The organism is Rhodococcus sp. BH4, from assembly GCF_002079265.1.
Classification (GTDB): Bacteria; Actinomycetota; Actinomycetes; order Mycobacteriales; family Mycobacteriaceae; genus Rhodococcus_F; species Rhodococcus_F qingshengii.
On the sequence record NZ_CP014941.1, the window covers coordinates 5,362,585 to 5,380,169 of the forward strand.

Here is a 17,585-nt window from a genome sequence, read left to right on the forward strand (position 1 = left end):
GGCCTCCGAAGTCTATCCGCCTCGTGCACCTTTCCGATCCATCCGCGAGCGTCCGCGCCGGACCTAACCCACCATGCGCCGCAATTGGCTCGTCGCAACCGAAAGCGCAGCAAGATCGTGTTGCCCGGACGCCTCGATCTCTGCGAGCGCGAGAGTGGACCTCTCGATTCTCGACGCATTCCTTTCTTCCCACCTCGAGAGTTTTTCCGCTGTCGTGTCACCCGCTTCCGCGTCGGCCAAGACGTCGAGGGTCAGGGCCCGCACCGTCGAGTACAACTCGTCCCGCAACGACAACCTCGCCAACGCGTTCCATTTTCCGTCCTTGCTCAATGCCGACACTCGATTGAGCATCGGGACGAGCCCAACATGCTCACCGAGCCGGAAATAGAGTTCGCCGGTCTCCGAGATCGTCCGATCGGCAAGGTCCGCGATCTCCACCACGTCGAGCAGTCCGAACTGATCGAGCAATATCTCCACTCGCCTGACCAGGTTCTCCGGCGCGCCCTTGTCCGTGATGAGGACCGTTCGCGCAGCCAGGTTCCGCTGATCTGCGCCTACCAGCCAGTCATCGAGCTCTGCCGACGCCTCCGCGATGCGATCACCGAATCTGCTGATCTCGGCCCCGACGGCCAGCGGTTGCGGACGACGTGTCAGCATCCACCGTGACGCCCGGTCGAGCAGTCGCCTGGTGAGCAGGATCAACTCGTCGGACACTGCGGTCGAGAGCGAGGCTTCGCTGATGTCGTGCCACAACTTCCACAGTCCGAACACCTCGGAGACCACAGTGAAGGCACGTACTGCGTCTTCCGGATCAGCGCCGACTTCTTCACCGAGCCGATACACATAGGTGATGCCGCCTCGATCGATGACGTTGTTCGTCAGCACTGTCGCGACGATCTCGCGACGAAGTGGGTGCCGGTCGAGGGCGTCACCCCCTGCAACTCGAACGCCCTCCGGAAAATAGTTCGCCAGCACCTGGCGGTAGATCTGGTTGTCGATCGAGCTTCCCGCCAACAGCGTGGATTTCAGATCGAGCTTGACGTGGGCCATCAGTGTGGCGAGTTCCGGCGACGTCAGCCCCGTTCCCGACTTCTCGGCCGCGGCGAACTGCTTCTTGGTCGGAAACCCTTCGATGACACGGTCGACGATCCCGCGCGATTCGAGGTTGGAAATCACTCTGCCGTGCACACCGATCATCGCCCCCGCATCCGCCCGCGTGGTACCCATCAGTTCGTTCTGCGAACGGTTGTCTGCGAGAACGAGTTCTGCGACCTGGTCGGTCAGCGATTCGAGTAGTGCGTCACGACGTGAGTCCGTGACGACGCCTGAGCTGATCAGGGAGTCGAGAAGGATTTTGATGTTCACCTCGTGGTCGGAACAATCGACTCCGGCCGAATTGTCGAGGGCGTCTGTGTTGATCCGTCCACCGCCGCGTGCGTATTCGATCCGTCCGGCCTGGGTGAGGCCGAGATTGCCTCCTTCACCGATCACTCGGGCACGCACTTCGTTGCCGTTCACCCGAACGGCGTCGTTGCTCTTGTCGCCGACTTCGAGGTCGGACTCACCGGAGGCCTTGACGTACGTTCCGATGCCGCCGTTCCACAACAGATCTGCCGGGGACCGCAAAATCGCCCGAACCAGTTGCGGTGGAGTCAGGTCGGTGACGTCGTCCTCGAGGCCCAGTGCCTCTCGTATCTCGTCACTGATCGGAACGCGCTTCGCCGAGCGTTCCCACACTCCGCCGCCGGCACTGATCAAGGTCGGGTCGTAGTCGGCCCACGAGGATCGGGGGAGCGCAAAGAGACGTGATCGCTCGTCGTACGAGCGCTCAGGCGACGGGTCCGGATCGACGAACACGTGCCGATGATCGAACGCCGCGATCAGGCGAATGTGCTTGCTGCACAACATACCGTTGCCGAAGACGTCGCCACTCATGTCTCCGATCCCCACCGCGGTGAAGTCATCGTGCTGGGTATCGACGCCGAGCTCACGGAAGTGCCGCTTGACACTTTCCCAGGCGCCCTTCGCCGTGATACCCATGGCTTTGTGGTCGTAGCCGACCGACCCGCCGGACGCGAAGGCGTCGCCGAGCCAGAATCCGTACTCCGCGGCAACCTCGTTCGCGATGTCGGAGAACTTCGCAGTTCCCTTGTCCGCGGCGACAACAAGATACGTGTCGTCTCCGTCGTGGCGAACGACCCGCCGCGCCGCGACAACGGCCCCGCTCTGCTTGTCGACGTTGTCGGTCAGATCGAGTAGTCCGCGAATGAAGGATCGGTAGCAATCGATCCCGGCCGCCAACGCGGCTTCTCGGTCTGCGTCTGCGCCCAGCCCTGGAACCGGTGGGCGTTTGACGACAAATCCGCCCTTCGCTCCGACAGGCACGATGACTGCGTTCTTGACTGCCTGCGCCTTCACCAATCCCAGTACCTCGGTGCGAAAGTCCTCTTTCCGATCCGACCAGCGCAAGCCGCCGCGAGCCACCGTACCGAAACGAAGGTGCACACCTGCTACATCGGGTGAGTACACGAATATCTCGAACTTCGGTCGAGGGAAAGGCAATACGGACAGCTTCTCCGAATCGAACTTCAACGAGAGCGCGCCGAGCGATTGAGTGGGATACACGAAATAGTTGGTACGCAACGTGTTACGGACCAGTTCGGACAATGCGCGCAGGATCCGATCGGCGTCGAGTCCTTGCACCTGCGCCACGGCCGTTTCCACGTCCGCTGCTGCACGTGCACCTCGATCTCCGTCGACGACGCCAGGATCGAAACGGCTCTCGAACAATTCGCACAATCTGCCGGCGATCTCGGGATGATCGGCAAGTACCTCGGCGACGCGACCGGTGCTGTAAGGAAATCCCGCTTGCTGCAAGAACTCCGCGTATGCCCGCAGCACCACTACCTGTTTCCAGCCGAGTCCCGCGATCGCGACCAATTCGTTGAACGAGTCCGGCTCGGCGTCACCGTTTCGAACCGCGGCAAACGTCGCCGCGAATCGCGCGGCAAAGTTGTCGAAGCCTTCGACCGGAGCACTCGGATAGTCGAGCGTGAACTCGTAGATCCTGGACTGTTCGGTTCCCACCGGTGCGATCTCGTACGGACGTTCGTCGACCACTTCGACGCCCAGGCTCTGCAATACGGGCAGCACCTCGCCCAGCGAGAGCGGATCACCCGAGACGTACAGCCCGAGACGGTGAGTACCCGGTCCGTCGACAGATCGGGCCAACCGTGGACTTACTTCTCCGGGCGCGAGGCCCTCGAACACCGCCATGTCCTCGGCGGCTCGGACAGCGTCGAAATCCTGCTTGTATGCCGCCGGAACTCGCTCGGCGAACCGAGCACGCCTGCGCCGCTCGTCGTAGTGCGAAGCATCCAGAACGAATCGTTCGTCCCACGTCAGGCACGCGTCGACGACGAGGTCCCGAATCTCCCGTGCTTGTCGCGCCGACGCGAAGTTCGCGCCGCCGCCGACTGTGGCCGTGAAATGTACGACGGCCAAGGGGGATTCCGAGACTCGACTGGAGAACTCGATATTGTGGGCACCGAGTGCGTCGGAGAGTACCGACTCGGCCGTTGTTCTGATCGTCGTACTGAATTTCTCGCGCGGAACGAAGAGCAAAGCCGACAACTCTTGATCTCGCCCTGTCGCCGGGGAACTTCCCACCGGTTGCAAGAACAGATGGATCGATGTGCGGCCGTCCACGGAAGTGAGTTCGTCCAGCGCGTCCGCGATTCGGGCCGGCTCGGCCGCCAGGAGCACTGTGACCGGAATCGACTGAATCACTGCCAGCATCGATTGTCCGACAAACGAATCGACGGTGGATCCTGAGGCCTCGAAGATGTCTGCGACGCGTCCTCGCACGAGCGGGGTTAGCCTGACGTCGGCGACGATACCGGTCGCGGTGAAGAACCCGACGAATCGGTACGCACGGTCGCCGACGGACACGTCGATCTCGGTGGCGTATTCGGATCCACCGAACCCTTGCCGGAGGTACACCACTGCAATCGCGAGGGGCGCCGCTTTCGAATCCGAAGAGCCGGTTGGATCGGGGAGCACGCCGATGGCGTACGGCTCGTCACTGTCGACAGTTCGCGCACCACCGATGACACTGAAGTTTCCGGCGCTGCACCACCGGAGAAAGTCAGCTTCTTCGGCGTAGCCGTTCGAGTCCAGTTGCTCGCGCGCCTCGTCGACGAGGTCCCGCAGGGGCACGGAATCGCGGAAGGCACGCGCGATACGGTCGAGGATTCCGGCGACGTCGTCCGCGATCACCTGCGCCTGCGCGTCCGAACAGTGTGCGGGTAGTCCTATGTGGATCCATGATTCGGTGCGCTCCCCGGCCCGGGCGTCTTCGGTGCTGTGCGCCGGTTGTACGGCTGTGCGAAGCACGGGGTGCACCACGAATTCAGGTTCCACGCGGGCACGGGCAAGTGTCGCCAAGACCGCTTCGACGAGCTGCGGCATGTCGTCGCCGACGTATTGAATCGCGGGGCCATCCCCTAACTCCCCGGCCGGCGCGAGTCGCGAGATCGACGAGTTGTGTCCTCGTCGACGCGAAAGGTCCATGTGCGCGGCGACAATCGCCAGCTTGCGGTCTTCGGCGAGCGCAGCGTATCGATCCGCCGACAAGCCCTCGAAATACGTACTGGACACCCTCCTCACATTCTCGGAGTCCGGTGTCGTGTCGACTGAAACGAGGCTCATGTCAGCACCTTCCGTCGAAAGCCACGCTGCTTCCGACTTGTAGTGGGTTCGATCCGCAATCAACTTGTCTATACAGGCTTAGACAAGTTGATCATTGCAGAACGTGAGCCGCGACACAACAAATTCACCCCTGGACAAATTCGCCACCCTCGGCCATAGTCAGTCCATGCCAACTAGTGGCAATTAGATTTCATTAGATGAAATTCGTAACTATTCCGCCTCGAAGGAGCCCCCGTGACTACCCAGACCGCGCCCGACACCGACAGCGTCGATCTCGCAGAGTTCCGCAGCACTGTCCGAGCCTTCGCCAACGCCGAGATCCACCCAGGAGCAGCCGCACGCGACGAGTCCAAGGAGTTCCCGGCGCAGCTGGTCAAGCGCCTCGGGCAGCAGGACCTCATGGGCATTTCCGTGCCCGAGGAATTCGGCGGCCTGGGTCTGTCGACACGAACCCAACTGGTCGCCATCGAAGAAGTTGCACGCACCGACGCCGCGCTGGCATCGATCTACACCGCCCACTACCTGGGCCTCGAGCCGATTCTCGTCGGCGGCTCCGAAGAGCAGAAGCATCGCTGGTTGCCCCAGCTCGCGTCGGGCGAACTACTGGCCGGCTTTGCACTCACAGAACCCGATGCCGGCTCCGACATCGCCTCGATGCGTACCGTCGCCCGACGCGAGGACGACGGCTGGCATCTCTCCGGATCGAAGACGTACATCTCCAACGCCAAGGAAGCCGACCTGGTCGTGCTCTTCGCCAAGACGGACCCGAGCGCAGGATTCCGAGGCATCACCGCCTTCGTAGTCCCCAAGGGAACTCCGGGAATCAGCTACTCGGAGCCGCAGGACAAGATGGGAATTCGTTCGGCCCCGACGTACACCGTCTACCTCGACGACGTCGTTCTGCCGCTCGACTCCGTGATCGGCACCGAAGGTCGCGGCGGCAACATTGCCTTGACCGCCCTGAACCGAGCACGCATCGACGTAGCGGCAATGGCAAACGGCATCGCTCTGCGCGCTTGGGAACTGGGACGCGAGTACGCAACGGAGCGAAAGCAGTTCGGCACGCCGATCTTCGACTTCCAGGCAATCCAGCTACTCCTCGGTGGCTGCGACGCGCAACTTGTCGCATCACGCGTCACCGCAGACTGGGCCGCCGACGTCAAGGACGCCGGTCAGGACATCCGCCGCGCCGCATCGATTTCGAAGTACGTCGCCACCGAAGCCTGCTTCTCGATCGTCGATCAAACCGTACAGATCCACGGTGGCGCAGGTTTCATGCGCGAATCGGAAATCGAACGCCTGTACCGCGATTGCCGCATTCTCCGCATCTTCGAGGGCACCTCGCAGATCCAGTTGCTCACCATTGCCGGCAATGCTCCGTCGCCGCGTTCCACCGAGTTCTGAAAGGCGCGGACATGACTGCACTTCCCCCACTCGACGGCATCCGGGTCATCGACCTCTCGCGCGTCCTTGCCGGACCCTACTGCACCGCACTGCTTTCCGACGCCGGTGCGGACGTCGTCAAGATCGAATCCGAACACGGTGAAGACTCTCGGCACCTCGGCCCGTTCCGCGACGGCGAGAGCATCTACTTCAACGTGCTCAATCGTGGCAAGCGTTCGGTGGCACTCAACCTCAAGAACGACGAGGACCGTGAGGCGCTGCTGACGCTCATCGAGACCGCCGACGTCGTCGTCGAAAACTTTCGCCCCGGCGTCACCAAGCGCCTGGGAATCGACTACGAGGCTGCGCGGGCTCGCAATCCGCGGATCGTGTACGCGTCCATCTCCGGTTTCGGACAGGACGGGCCCATGTCCGGAGCCGCCGCCTACGACCTTGTAGTCCAGGCTCTTTCGGGAATCATGAGCATCACCGGTTCGGAGGAATCCGGGCCGACACGGTTGGGTGAGTCGTTCGGAGACCTGGTCGCCGGGCTGTTCGCCGCCTGGGGAATCAGTACCGCCCTGCTGAGTGCACGGGCGAGCGGACTCGGGCAGCACCTTGACGTCGCGATGTTCGACAGCATGCTCGCCATGCTGCCGACAGCACACAGCCAACTGCAATCCACCGGGCTCACTCCCCCACGCGTCGGCAACCGTCATCCGGTGTCAACACCGTTCGACACCTACAAGGCCGACGACGGACTCTTCGTCCTCGCGGTTGCGAGCCAGTCGGGTTTCGAGAAGCTGGCGCAGACGATGAATCGCGTCGACCTGATCGCAGATCCCCGATTTGCCGACGACACCGCCCGGACCGAGAACGAACCGGCACTGCGCAAGGAGATCGAAAACTGGGCTGCCGGAAAGACCGTCGCCGACGTGGTCGGTATTCTCGGCGACGCGGGCCTCGCCGGCTCGGAAATCTGGGACGTCCAGCAGGCACTCACCTCCGCGCAGGCCGAGTATCGCGGAGTCGTCGAATCGTTCGAGCACCCGGTAGCAGGAAAAATCTCCTACGTACGACAACCCGTCGTGTTCGGTGATAGCCGACGCCCCGATGTCCGCCGCAGTCCCCTGCTGGACGAGCACCACGGTGAGGTACTGCCGGGCTCGCGATAGATTCAGCGCAGACATCCCTCGGCACTTGGAGTAGGACATGGCCCCCGGCGACGTGACCCGCAGCGCGAATCGCACGTTCGAACTTCTCGGTGCGATCGTCGAGCACGGCGGGTTGACGCTCGGCGACGCCGCCAAGGCAACCGATCTGGCAACCAGTACCGCGCTTCGCCTGATCAGAAGCCTCGAACAAACCGAGTTCGTCGTCCGCGGCGAGGACAACGTCTATCGCGTCGGCCCGCGGCTACTACAGATCGGGGCTCGCGCTCTCGGTGACAATCAACTGTTGCCGAGAGCGCGGCCCGCGATGAAGGCCATCGCCGAAACCACCAGAGAGTCGACCTACCTGTCGACGAAGGGACCGAAAGACACTGCGCTGTATCTCGATCAGATCGAGGGCACGCACGCGATCCGCCACATGGGGTGGGTGGGCCAGAGCGTTCCCCTGGACGGCACCGCCGTCGGCGCAGCGTTGAGCGGCAAGGTAGGCGAGAGCGGGTACGCCATTGCGCACGACACCATCGAGGATCACTCGACCGGAGTTGCCGCGCCGATCTACAACGCGGTCGGTCAGATAGCCGGAGCGCTCAGCGTCGTCGGCCCGACATTCCGTCTGACGGACGAGGTCTGCGCCAGCCACGGTCGTGTCTTGGTGGAGCACTGCGCCCGGTTGTCCGCGGAACTCGGCAGCCAGACACCCTGACCACCCCGAGCACTTGGCGATTCAGTCTCGTATCCGAGACAATGTGGTTCCCCGCTCCCACCTCAGCCCTACCCGTAAGGACACACCCCATATGACGACGAGCCGCGTGAAATCTGCTGAGCGCGTGCTCGACGTGCTCGATCTCCTGGCCCGCCGGGGTGTGCCGCTGGCGACGGCAGAAATCTCCAGCGCCCTCGAGCTGCCGAAGAGTACGACGCATCACCTCCTCAATGTCATGCGGGATCGACGGTTCGTCTCGTACTGGGCTGATCAACGCGCCTGGACCCTGGGTGTCTCGGCGTTCGAAGTCGGTGCGTCGTACATGCGGTCCGGCCCACTTCACCGTGAGGGCCAACGATTCATGCTGGCACTCACTCAGTCGACCGACGAGACCTCCCATCTGGCGGTACTTCAGGGTTCTGACGTCATCTACCTCGACAAACGTGAACCTCTGAAGCCCGGCGTTCGGTTGGTGACCGAGATCGGGACCCGCCTTCCGGCGCATCTCACCGCAGTCGGGCGGGCGATTCTGAGCCGTCTGGATGCGGAACAGATCAGCGCGCTCTACGAGGGGTACACCTGGCCGACGCGGACCGGAACGGGTCCGTCGACGCTCGCCGAACTGCGAGAACTGCTCGCCGCAGCACGTGAGAGCGGATATGCGGTCGAAGAGAATGCGACGACATCCGGGATCAACTGCATCGCCAGCCCCGTGATCACACGGGACGGTCGTCCGGTCGCAGCTCTCGGCGTCACCTTCCTCTCCGGCTCCAAATCGGCCGAGGAGAGTGCCCTGATCGCCGACCGAGTGCGCGCCGTCAGCGCCGAGTTCTCCGCCGATCTCGGAGATCGAATGGTGGAGACCCCGACCGCAGACATGTAGCCAATTTCTCCGTTCCGTACTTTGCGGGCCTTGTTTTCGTCTCATATTCAAGACTAGAGTCTCGTATACAAGACTTTGTTAGATAGCCACGCATCATCATTGGAGTCCCATGAACGCCACCCCTGCCACCCAGACAGCCACCCGAACCATCGAGGTCGGAATCGGCGCTGTCACCATCGCCGACGTCGTCGACGTCGCGCGCAACGGATACGGCGTTGCATTGACCGCGGAATCACTGGCCGCGATCGCCGAAAGTCGTGCACGCATCGAAGCCCTGGCCGCAGACCCCACACCGGTCTACGGAGTTTCCACCGGATTCGGCGCACTTGCCACCCGGCACATTCCGGCGCATCTGCGGACACAGTTGCAGCGCAGCCTGATCCGCTCACATGCGGCAGGTTCGGGACCGGAAGTCGAACGCGAAGTGATCCGGGCCTTGATGCTTCTGCGTCTGTCGACGCTCGCCACCGGGCGGACCGGAGTGCGCCCTGTAGTCGCACAGGCGTACGCCGACCTACTCACCGCAGGCATCACCCCGGTGGTGCACGAATACGGCAGCCTCGGATGCTCGGGAGATCTGGCACCACTGGCGCATGTGGCGATGGCAATCATCGGTGAAGGTTTCGTCCGCACCGCCGACGGTGAACTCACCGATGCGGCAACGGCATTGGCTGCCCATGGTCTCGAACCGGTGGTTCTGGCCGAGAAGGAAGGCCTCGCACTGATCAACGGTACCGACGGGATGCTCGGTCAACTGGCCCTTGCGATCACCGATCTCGATCATCTGCTCAAGTTGGCCGACATCGCTGCCGCTATGAGCGTCGAGGGCTTGCTCGGCACCGATCAAGTGTTCGCCGCCGATCTTCAGGCGCTTCGCCCCCACCCCGGACAGGGCGCGGCCGCCTCGAACATGGTGCGCTTGCTTGCCGACTCCCCGATCGTCGCCAGCCATGCGGGCCCTGACTGCACCAGAGTTCAGGACGCGTACTCACTGCGGTGCGCACCGCAGGTTGCCGGCGGCGCACGCGACACCGTCGATCACGCCCGACTGGTTGCCGGGCGCGAATTGGCCAGTGCTGTCGACAATCCCGTCGTCACTCTCGACGGAAGGGTTCGGTCGAACGGTAACTTCCACGGAGCTCCCGTGGCCTACGTCTTGGACTTTCTCGCCATCGTGACCGCGGATGTCGCGGGTATCAGCGAACGCCGAACCGACCGCTTCCTCGACGTAGCACGCAATCACGGTCTGACCCCCTTCCTCGCCGACGACCCCGGTGTCGACAGCGGACTGATGATCGCGCAGTACACACAAGCTGCCATCGTGTCCGAACTCAAGCGACTCGCGAGCCCGGCCAGTGTCGATTCGATTCCCTCCTCGGCCATGCAGGAAGATCACGTCTCCATGGGATGGTCGGGTGCACGCAAGCTCCGCCGGTCCATCGACGGTCTCACCCGAGTTCTCGCGATCGAGATACTGACTGCAGCACGAGGAATCGATTTGCGCTCCCCACTCGAGCCCTCCCCCGCCACCGGAGCCGTCCTTCGGACCCTGCGCGAGAAGGTGCAGGGGCCGGGTACCGATCGCTTTCTGTCCCCCGAGATCGAGGCCGCGGTGGACTTGGCGGCATCGGGTGCACTTGTTGCGGCCGCGGAGAACGCGATCGGCGCCCTGGCATGAGCGCGCCCGGTGCGCTGAGGCCTCGCCCCCGACCCGAAATCGAAGCACTCCCTCGATACTCCAAAGCCGCCGGCCTCGAGCAGGTTCGGTGGCGGGCGTCGAGCAACGAGTCGACGGTTGCACCCTCGGCGGCCATTCTCGAGGCCGTCAATCTCGCGGCCTCACACTCGCACTTGTATCCGTCGCTGTTCGGCGACACGCTGATCGCTCGGTTGAGCGACCGTCTGGGCGTGGGCGACGACCAGGTATTGGTCGGCGCCGGGTCGTTGGCACTGCTCCAGCAGGTATTGACTGCGTACACGGGTCCGGGCACCGAGGTCGTCTACCCGTGGCGCAGCTACGAGGCGTACCCGATACTGATCGGAATCGCCGGGGCGAGCGGTGTACCCGTCGCACTCGATTCCGAACATCGGCACGATCTGAGTGCAATGGCGGCGGCGGTGACGCCGCAGACCCGCGCGGTACTCGTCTGCAACCCCAACAATCCGACCGGTAGCGAGTTCTCGACCGCCGAGTTCGTCTCGTTCGCCCGTGCAATCCCGGGTGACGTCCTCATCCTTCTGGACGAGGCTTACCGGGAGTTCGCGACCAGCGATGTCGACGGCGTCGACCTGCTTCGAGCCTTTCCCAACATCGTCGTCTTCCGAACCTTCTCCAAGGCTTACGGATTGGCCGGACTTCGTGCCGGCTATGCCGTCACCAACTCGGCGATCGCAGCGGATCTTCGCAGCGCTGCACCGCCCTTCGGGCTCAGCGCCGTTGCCGAGGCCGCAGCCTGCGCGGCCCTGACCGATCCGGCACACACCGATTCGATAGTCGAAACGGTGACCGCGGGTCGTTCTCACCTACGTGAGCAATTGGCTCTGCGCGGCGTCGAGACGGTCCCGAGCGGTGCCAACTTCGTGTGGATTCCTCTCGGCAAGAGAGCTTCTGCACTCGAAGCGGCCTGCGTCGCGCAGGGTGTCTCGGTCCGGATGTTCCCCGGCGAGGGAGTGCGGGTGACCGTAGGTGAGCGGGCAGCAGAAGACGCCGTGATCGCCGCTGTGGATGCACTCGCACACAACCTTTGACCGACTGGAGAAAAGAATGTCCGTCCACGAACTTGCTCGGTCGATCGGTTCGAGTCGCCTGATCACCGACCCTGCGGTAATGGACTCGTACCGCCGTGACGAGGCCCATCTCGCCGAACCCGGCCATCCGGTAGCCTTCATGCTCGCCGAAACTGCGGCCGACATTTCCGAGGCTCTGAAATGGGCTACTGCTCACCGTGTCCCGGTGGTAACCCGCGGTGCGGGAACCGGTTTGGCGGGCGGCGGGGTAGCCGTCGAGGGCTGCCTGGTCATCTCGACCACTCGCATGCGCTCGATTCTCGAGGTCAATCCGGACGATCAACTCGCTGTCGTGGAAGCCGGGGTGATCAACGCCGACATCAGTCGAGCAGCAGACGAGTACGGGCTGATGTACGCCCCTGATCCGAGCAGTTTCGAGATCTCCACGATCGGCGGAAACATCGCCACCAACGCCGGTGGACTGCGTTGCGTGAAGTACGGCGTCACCCGCGATTCAGTCCTGGGTCTCGAGGTTGTGCTCGCCGACGGTCGGATCGTGCGGACAGGCCGAAGGACCGTCAAAGGTGTTGCGGGATACGACTTGACCAGTCTTCTCGTCGGTTCGGAGGGAACACTCGGAGTCGTCACGAGTGCCACGCTGAAGTTGCAGCCCAAGCCCAAGAGAGCACCGGTCACCGTCGTCGGCAGTTTCGATTCTCTCCGCTCCGCAGCGGACGCGGTTGCCGCGGTCGTTCGCGACGGGATCGGACCGAGCCTGCTGGAGCTGATCGATCGAGCAACGCTGCGCGCAGTCGACGACTGGAAACGAATCGGGTTGGAAGACAACACCGCCGCGATGCTGATCGCACAGGCCGACGGGGTCGATGCCGACGCAGCAGCCGCAGCGATGCAGAAACACTTCGAGAGGGCGGGCGCCGATTTCGTCGCCGTCTCGCAGGACGCGGCAGAAGCCGCACAGTTACTCGAGATTCGCCGACTCGCCTATCCGGCTTCCGAACGACTCGGGCAATGTCTCGTGGAAGACGTCGGGGTCCCGCGGTCGAAACTGCCCGACATGCTCGAGAGTATCGACCGAGCGGCCGCCGAGCACATGGTCAAGATCATGACTGTCGCGCATGCTGGTGACGGCAACGTCCATCCGACCTTCGTCTTCGACCGCACTGCCGACGGCTCGGTCCCCGAAGCCGTGTGGACCGCCGCGGACGAGGTCTTCCGGCGTGCTCTCGAACTCGGCGGAACTCTGACCGGAGAGCACGGCGTCGGCGTTCTGAAGCGTCGCTGGCTCTCTCTCGAGCTCGGCGAGGACAGCATGCAACTGCACCGATCGATCAAGGCGGCCTTCGACCCGCTCGGAATCCTCAACCCGGGTAAGGGTTTCTGATTTCTCGCGCGGTGTTACACAGCATTTACGCGAAAACGGGTCCCGGGTATTGACGCCTGTATATACAGGCATATACATTTATCCGCAGTGACAGTGACCCAGCGCACAAAGCACAAGGTGCAAAGCACCAAGCACGAAGAAGGTGGGCAATACCCCGACGTCGATTCCGTCGCTCGACGGGCTCGCAGCAGAAAGACAGGCCTATGACTCACGATGGACCGGCCGAGGTCATCCTCACTCCGGAACGACGCACTATCGACGTCGTCCCGGATGCAGAACGACACGGCACCCCGCGCAGCCAGTTCACTCTCTGGTTCGGCGCCAACATGCAGATCACTGCAATCGTCGACGGCGCTCTCGCCGTCGTATTCGGCGCGGACGCCATCTGGGCGATCGTCGGACTTCTGATCGGCAACATCTTCGGTGGCGCTGTCATGGCGCTTCACTCCGCCCAGGGCCCGCGTATGGGTCTCCCCCAGATGATCTCGAGTCGCGCCCAGTTCGGCGTCAAGGGAGCAGTCGTACCGCTTGTTCTCGTCATCCTGATGTACCTCGGCTTCGCTGCCACCGGCACCGTGTTGGCCGGACAGGCCGTCAACAAGATCCTGCACATCGACAGCCCCACCGTCGGCATCGTCGTCTTCGGTCTCCTCACCGCATTCGTCGCGGTCACCGGCTACAAGCTGATCCACATCGTCGGCAGGATCGCCACCGTCGTGGGCATCGTCGGATTCTCCTACCTGGCCGTTCGACTGTTCCTCGAGTACGACGTCGCCTCGTACGTCGGCATCAAGGGCTTCGACATAGTCACCTTCCTGCTCGCGATCTCGCTGGGTGCCGGTTGGCAGCTCACCTTCGGCCCGTACGTCGCCGACTACTCGCGTTACCTGCCGCGCAGCACTTCCGAGAGCACCACGTTCTGGTCGACGTTCCTCGGTAGTGTCATCGGATCGCAGTGGTCCATGACCTTCGGCGCTCTCGTCGCGGCCTGCGCCGGCGACGCGTTCCTGGGTAACCAGGTCGGCTTCATGGGAGATCTGGCCGGACCCGCTGCCATCGCCTTCCTGATCTACTTCGTCATCCTGGTCGGCAAGCTGACGGTGAACGTGCTCAACGCCTACGGCGGATTCATGTCGATCCTGACCACCGTCACCGCCTTCAACGGACAGTCTCGAATCTCGAGCACCGCGCGCACCCTCTACATCCTCGGTTTCACTGCGGTCTCGGTCTTGATCGCCATCGCCGCCAGCGCCGACTTCCTGGACAACTTCAAGAACTTCGTCCTGGTGTTGCTGATGGTGTTCACGCCGTGGAGTGCGATCAATCTGATCGACTACTACCTGATCTCCAAGGAACGCATCGACATTCCGGCGCTGTACGACGTCAACGGTCGATACGGAGCATGGAACTTCACCGCATTGGCTTGCTACGCCGCCGGCGTTCTCGCCCAGATCCCGTTCCTCGCCCAGAAGATGTACACCGGCCCCGTCACGGACATGCTCGGCGGCGCCGACATCTCGTGGCTCGTCGGCATCGTGTTCACCGGGCTGATCTATTACCCACTCGCCAAGCGCACGAGCAATCCCCCTTCGTCGATGATCTACCCCGATCACACCGCGATGACCGACTCTCGCGTCTGATCCCCCAACGTCTTTCGAACTTCAGCAAGCTAGGAGAACACAATGGAAATCAGCACCCCCGGCCACGAGCCGCGCCCCGTCCGCGCTCCCCGCGGCCCCGAGCTCACGACGCTCGGTTGGCAGCAGGAGGGTGCCCTGCGCATGCTCATGAACAACCTCGACCCCGATGTTGCCGAGCACCCGGACAGCCTCGTCGTCTACGGCGGAACCGGTCGCGCAGCGCGTAGTTGGGCTGCCTTCGACGCCATGGTCGCCACGCTGAAGACGCTGAAGAACGACGAGACCATGCTGGTGCAGTCCGGCAAGCCGGTCGGTGTCTTCCGCACCAACGAGTGGGCACCGCGAGTGCTGATCGCCAACTCCAACCTGGTCGGTGACTGGGCGAACTGGGAAGAGTTTCGCCGTCTCGAAGACATCGGCCTGACCATGTACGGCCAGATGACCGCAGGCTCCTGGATTTACATCGGCACCCAGGGAATCCTGCAGGGTACGTACGAGACCTTCGGCGCCATCGCGAAGAAGCGCTACAACGGCTCACTCGCCGGAACGATCACCCTCACTGCGGGTCTCGGCGGCATGGGCGGCGCTCAGCCTCTCGCCGTCACTATGAACGACGGCGTCGCGATCTGCGTCGACTGCGACATCACCCGCATCGACCGTCGTATCGCCCACAAGTACCTCGACACCAAGGCAGACAGCATCGAGCACGCGCTCGAACTGGCGACCGCGGCACGCGATGCCAAGAAGCCACTCTCCATCGGCCTCGAAGGCAATGCGGCAGAGATCTTCCCGGCGCTGCTGGAGATGAAGGCCCCCATCGACATCGTGACCGACCAGACCTCGGCGCACGATCCCCTCGCCTACCTGCCGATCGGCATCGACTTCGGCGACATGAAGACCATGTCGGAGAAGGATCCGCAGCAGTTCACCGAAGATTCCCGCAACGCGATGGCCGCACACGTCAAGGCCATGGTCGGATTCATGGACGCCGGCGCCGAGGTATTCGACTACGGCAACTCCATCCGCGACGAGGCCCGCAAGGCCGGCTACGACCGTGCATTCGACTTCCCCGGATTCGTTCCCGCCTACATCCGTCCGCTCTTCGAAGAAGGCCTCGGCCCCTTCCGCTGGGCAGCGCTCTCGGGTGATCCCAAGGACATCGAGGCCACCGACAAGGCCATCCTCGAACTCTTCCCCGAGAACGAGCACCTGCGCCGCTGGATCACCATGGCCGGCGAAAAGGTTGCCTTCGAAGGCCTTCCGGCTCGTATCTGCTGGCTCGGATACGGTGAGCGCCACCTCGCCGGCCTCAAGTTCAACGAGATGGTGGCCTCGGGCGAGCTCTCCGCACCGATCGCCATCGGCCGCGATCACCTCGACTCCGGATCGGTCGCCTCGCCGTACCGCGAAACCGAATCGATGATCGACGGGTCCGACGCGATCGCCGACTGGCCGCTGCTCAACGCCCTGGTCAACACCGCGTCCGGCGCTTCGTGGGTTTCACTCCACCAAGGCGGCGGCGTCGGGATGGGACGCTCCATCCACGCGGGACAGGTGTGCATCGCCGACGGCACCGAACTCGCAGCCAAGAAGCTCGAAGCAGTTCTCACCAACGATCCCGGGATGGGTGTCATCCGGCATGCGGATGCAGGATACGACCACGCCATCGACACGGCAGCCACCCGCGGCGTCCGAATCCCGATGACCGAGAACTGAAACAGCTTCACCACCTCACCCTGAGTTAGGAATTACATTGACCACGAATGGTTCTCGAACCACCGTTCTGACCAACATCGGAACCCTCGTCACCAATGACCCGACTCTGGGTGAGGGCAAGCTCGGCGTACGGCACGACGCGGCAATCGTTTTCGACGACGGCGTTGTGGCTTGGGTCGGCGATTCCGCCAACGCCCCGGCTGCCGATATCGGTCAGGATATCGGCGGTCGGGCCCTGCTCCCCGGATTCGTGGAGAGTCACTCGCACCTGGTGTTCGGTGGCGAGCGGGCCGAGGAATTCGCAGCTCGCATGGCGGGCGAGAAGTATGCCGCCGGCGGCATTCGCAACACCATCGAAGCGACGCGCTCGGCCACCGACGAACAATTGCAGGCCAATGTCCGACGCCTACTCGACGAATCCCTGCGCTCGGGCAGCACAACCGTCGAATGCAAGACCGGATACGGGCAGAACACCGAGAGCGAACTACGCAGCGCACTGATCGCCGGACAGTTCACCGACGAGGTCACACTGCTGGCCGCCCACGTTCCACCACCCGAATATGCCGGCCGCGCCGATGACTACGTCGCCATGGCGTGCGACGAGATGATCCCTGCCTGTGCGCCACACGCGAAGTGGATCGACGTCTTCTGCGAACGAGGGGCGTTCAACCGCGAACAGGCACATGCAGTCCTCAGCGCAGGCGTCGCCGCTGGACTGATCCCCCGCGTCCACGGCAATCAACTCGGCGAAGGGCCAGGAGTTCAGCTCGCCGTCGAGATGGGAGCCGCGTCCGTCGATCACGTCACCTACGTCACCGCCGAGGACATCGACGCCCTGGCTCAGAGTTCCACCGTCGCAACACTGTTGCCAGGTGCCGACTTCTCCACCCGCAACAAGTACCCCGACGCCCGCACACTGCTGGACGCCGGCGTCACCGTAGCTCTCGGCGCCGACTGCAATCCCGGCACCTGCTACACCACCAGCCTCCCGTTCTGCATAGCAATTGCGGTGCGAGACATGCACATGACACCCGCCGAGGCAGTCTGGGCAGCCACTGCAGGAGGCGCCCGGGCGCTGCAGCGCACCGACGTCGGAACCCTTTCTCTCGGAACACGTGCCGACGCCATCGCGCTCGATGCACCGTCGTACCTCCACCTCGCCTACCGCCCGGGCGTCCCTCTGGTGCGCGAGGTCTGGAAAAACGGCGCACTCGCCACAAGCTACTGAAATACACTCACCGGGAGGCCG

At 63.3% G+C, this 17,585-nt stretch carries 11 protein-coding genes; 10 read left to right on the plus strand and 1 reads right to left on the minus strand.

From position 1 onward, the window contains the following. Nucleotides 1-63: 63 nt before the first annotated feature. Nucleotides 64-4,710, minus strand: coding sequence for an NAD-glutamate dehydrogenase (locus A0W34_RS24760; RefSeq protein WP_232329919.1), 4,647 nt, complete (start codon nucleotides 4,708-4,710; stop codon nucleotides 64-66). Nucleotides 4,711-4,944: 234 nt separating this feature from the next. On the opposite strand from A0W34_RS24760, the gene A0W34_RS24765 reads away from it, so the two are divergent. The 10 genes from A0W34_RS24765 (at nucleotide 4,945) to hutI (ending at nucleotide 17,564) form a co-directional block, all read left to right on the plus strand. After that, a complete protein-coding gene (locus A0W34_RS24765; protein WP_007732726.1) occupies nucleotides 4,945-6,114 on the plus strand; it encodes an acyl-CoA dehydrogenase family protein in 1,170 nt (389 codons plus the stop codon). A gap of 11 nt (nucleotides 6,115-6,125) precedes the next feature. Further along, nucleotides 6,126-7,268, plus strand: coding sequence for a CaiB/BaiF CoA transferase family protein (locus A0W34_RS24770; protein WP_003940060.1), 1,143 nt, complete (start codon nucleotides 6,126-6,128; stop codon nucleotides 7,266-7,268). Between the two features lie 37 nt (nucleotides 7,269-7,305). After that, nucleotides 7,306-7,968 (plus strand): IclR family transcriptional regulator, encoded by a 663-nt coding sequence (locus A0W34_RS24775; protein WP_003939923.1) that lies wholly within the window; start codon nucleotides 7,306-7,308, stop codon nucleotides 7,966-7,968. A 91-nt stretch (nucleotides 7,969-8,059) separates the two neighbouring features. Beyond that, entirely contained in the window at nucleotides 8,060-8,851 is a 792-nt protein-coding gene (locus A0W34_RS24780) for an IclR family transcriptional regulator (RefSeq protein WP_007732728.1), read from the plus strand. Nucleotides 8,852-8,960: 109 nt separating this feature from the next. Further along, complete coding sequence (gene hutH, locus A0W34_RS24785; protein WP_054187468.1) at nucleotides 8,961-10,529, plus strand: histidine ammonia-lyase; 1,569 nt, start codon at nucleotides 8,961-8,963, stop codon at nucleotides 10,527-10,529. After that, complete coding sequence (locus A0W34_RS24790) at nucleotides 10,526-11,599, plus strand: histidinol-phosphate transaminase (protein ID WP_064687733.1); 1,074 nt, start codon at nucleotides 10,526-10,528, stop codon at nucleotides 11,597-11,599. The genes hutH and A0W34_RS24790 overlap by 4 nt, the downstream gene beginning before the upstream one ends. 16 nt (nucleotides 11,600-11,615) lie before the next feature. Further along, nucleotides 11,616-12,980 carry an FAD-binding oxidoreductase gene (locus A0W34_RS24795; protein WP_081558445.1) on the plus strand — a complete coding sequence of 455 codons (1,365 nt, stop codon included), beginning with the start codon at nucleotides 11,616-11,618 and terminating at the stop codon, nucleotides 12,978-12,980. Between the two features lie 203 nt (nucleotides 12,981-13,183). Next, nucleotides 13,184-14,620, plus strand: a complete 1,437-nt coding sequence (locus A0W34_RS24800) for a purine-cytosine permease family protein (protein ID WP_003940251.1) — start codon at nucleotides 13,184-13,186, stop codon at nucleotides 14,618-14,620. 42 nt (nucleotides 14,621-14,662) lie between these two features. After that, a complete protein-coding gene (gene hutU / locus A0W34_RS24805) occupies nucleotides 14,663-16,336 on the plus strand; it encodes a urocanate hydratase (protein WP_064687734.1) in 1,674 nt (557 codons plus the stop codon). Nucleotides 16,337-16,373: 37 nt separating this feature from the next. Then, nucleotides 16,374-17,564 carry an imidazolonepropionase gene (gene hutI, locus A0W34_RS24810; protein ID WP_064687735.1) on the plus strand — a complete coding sequence of 397 codons (1,191 nt, stop codon included), beginning with the start codon at nucleotides 16,374-16,376 and terminating at the stop codon, nucleotides 17,562-17,564. The last annotated feature ends 21 nt before the right edge of the window (nucleotides 17,565-17,585 follow it).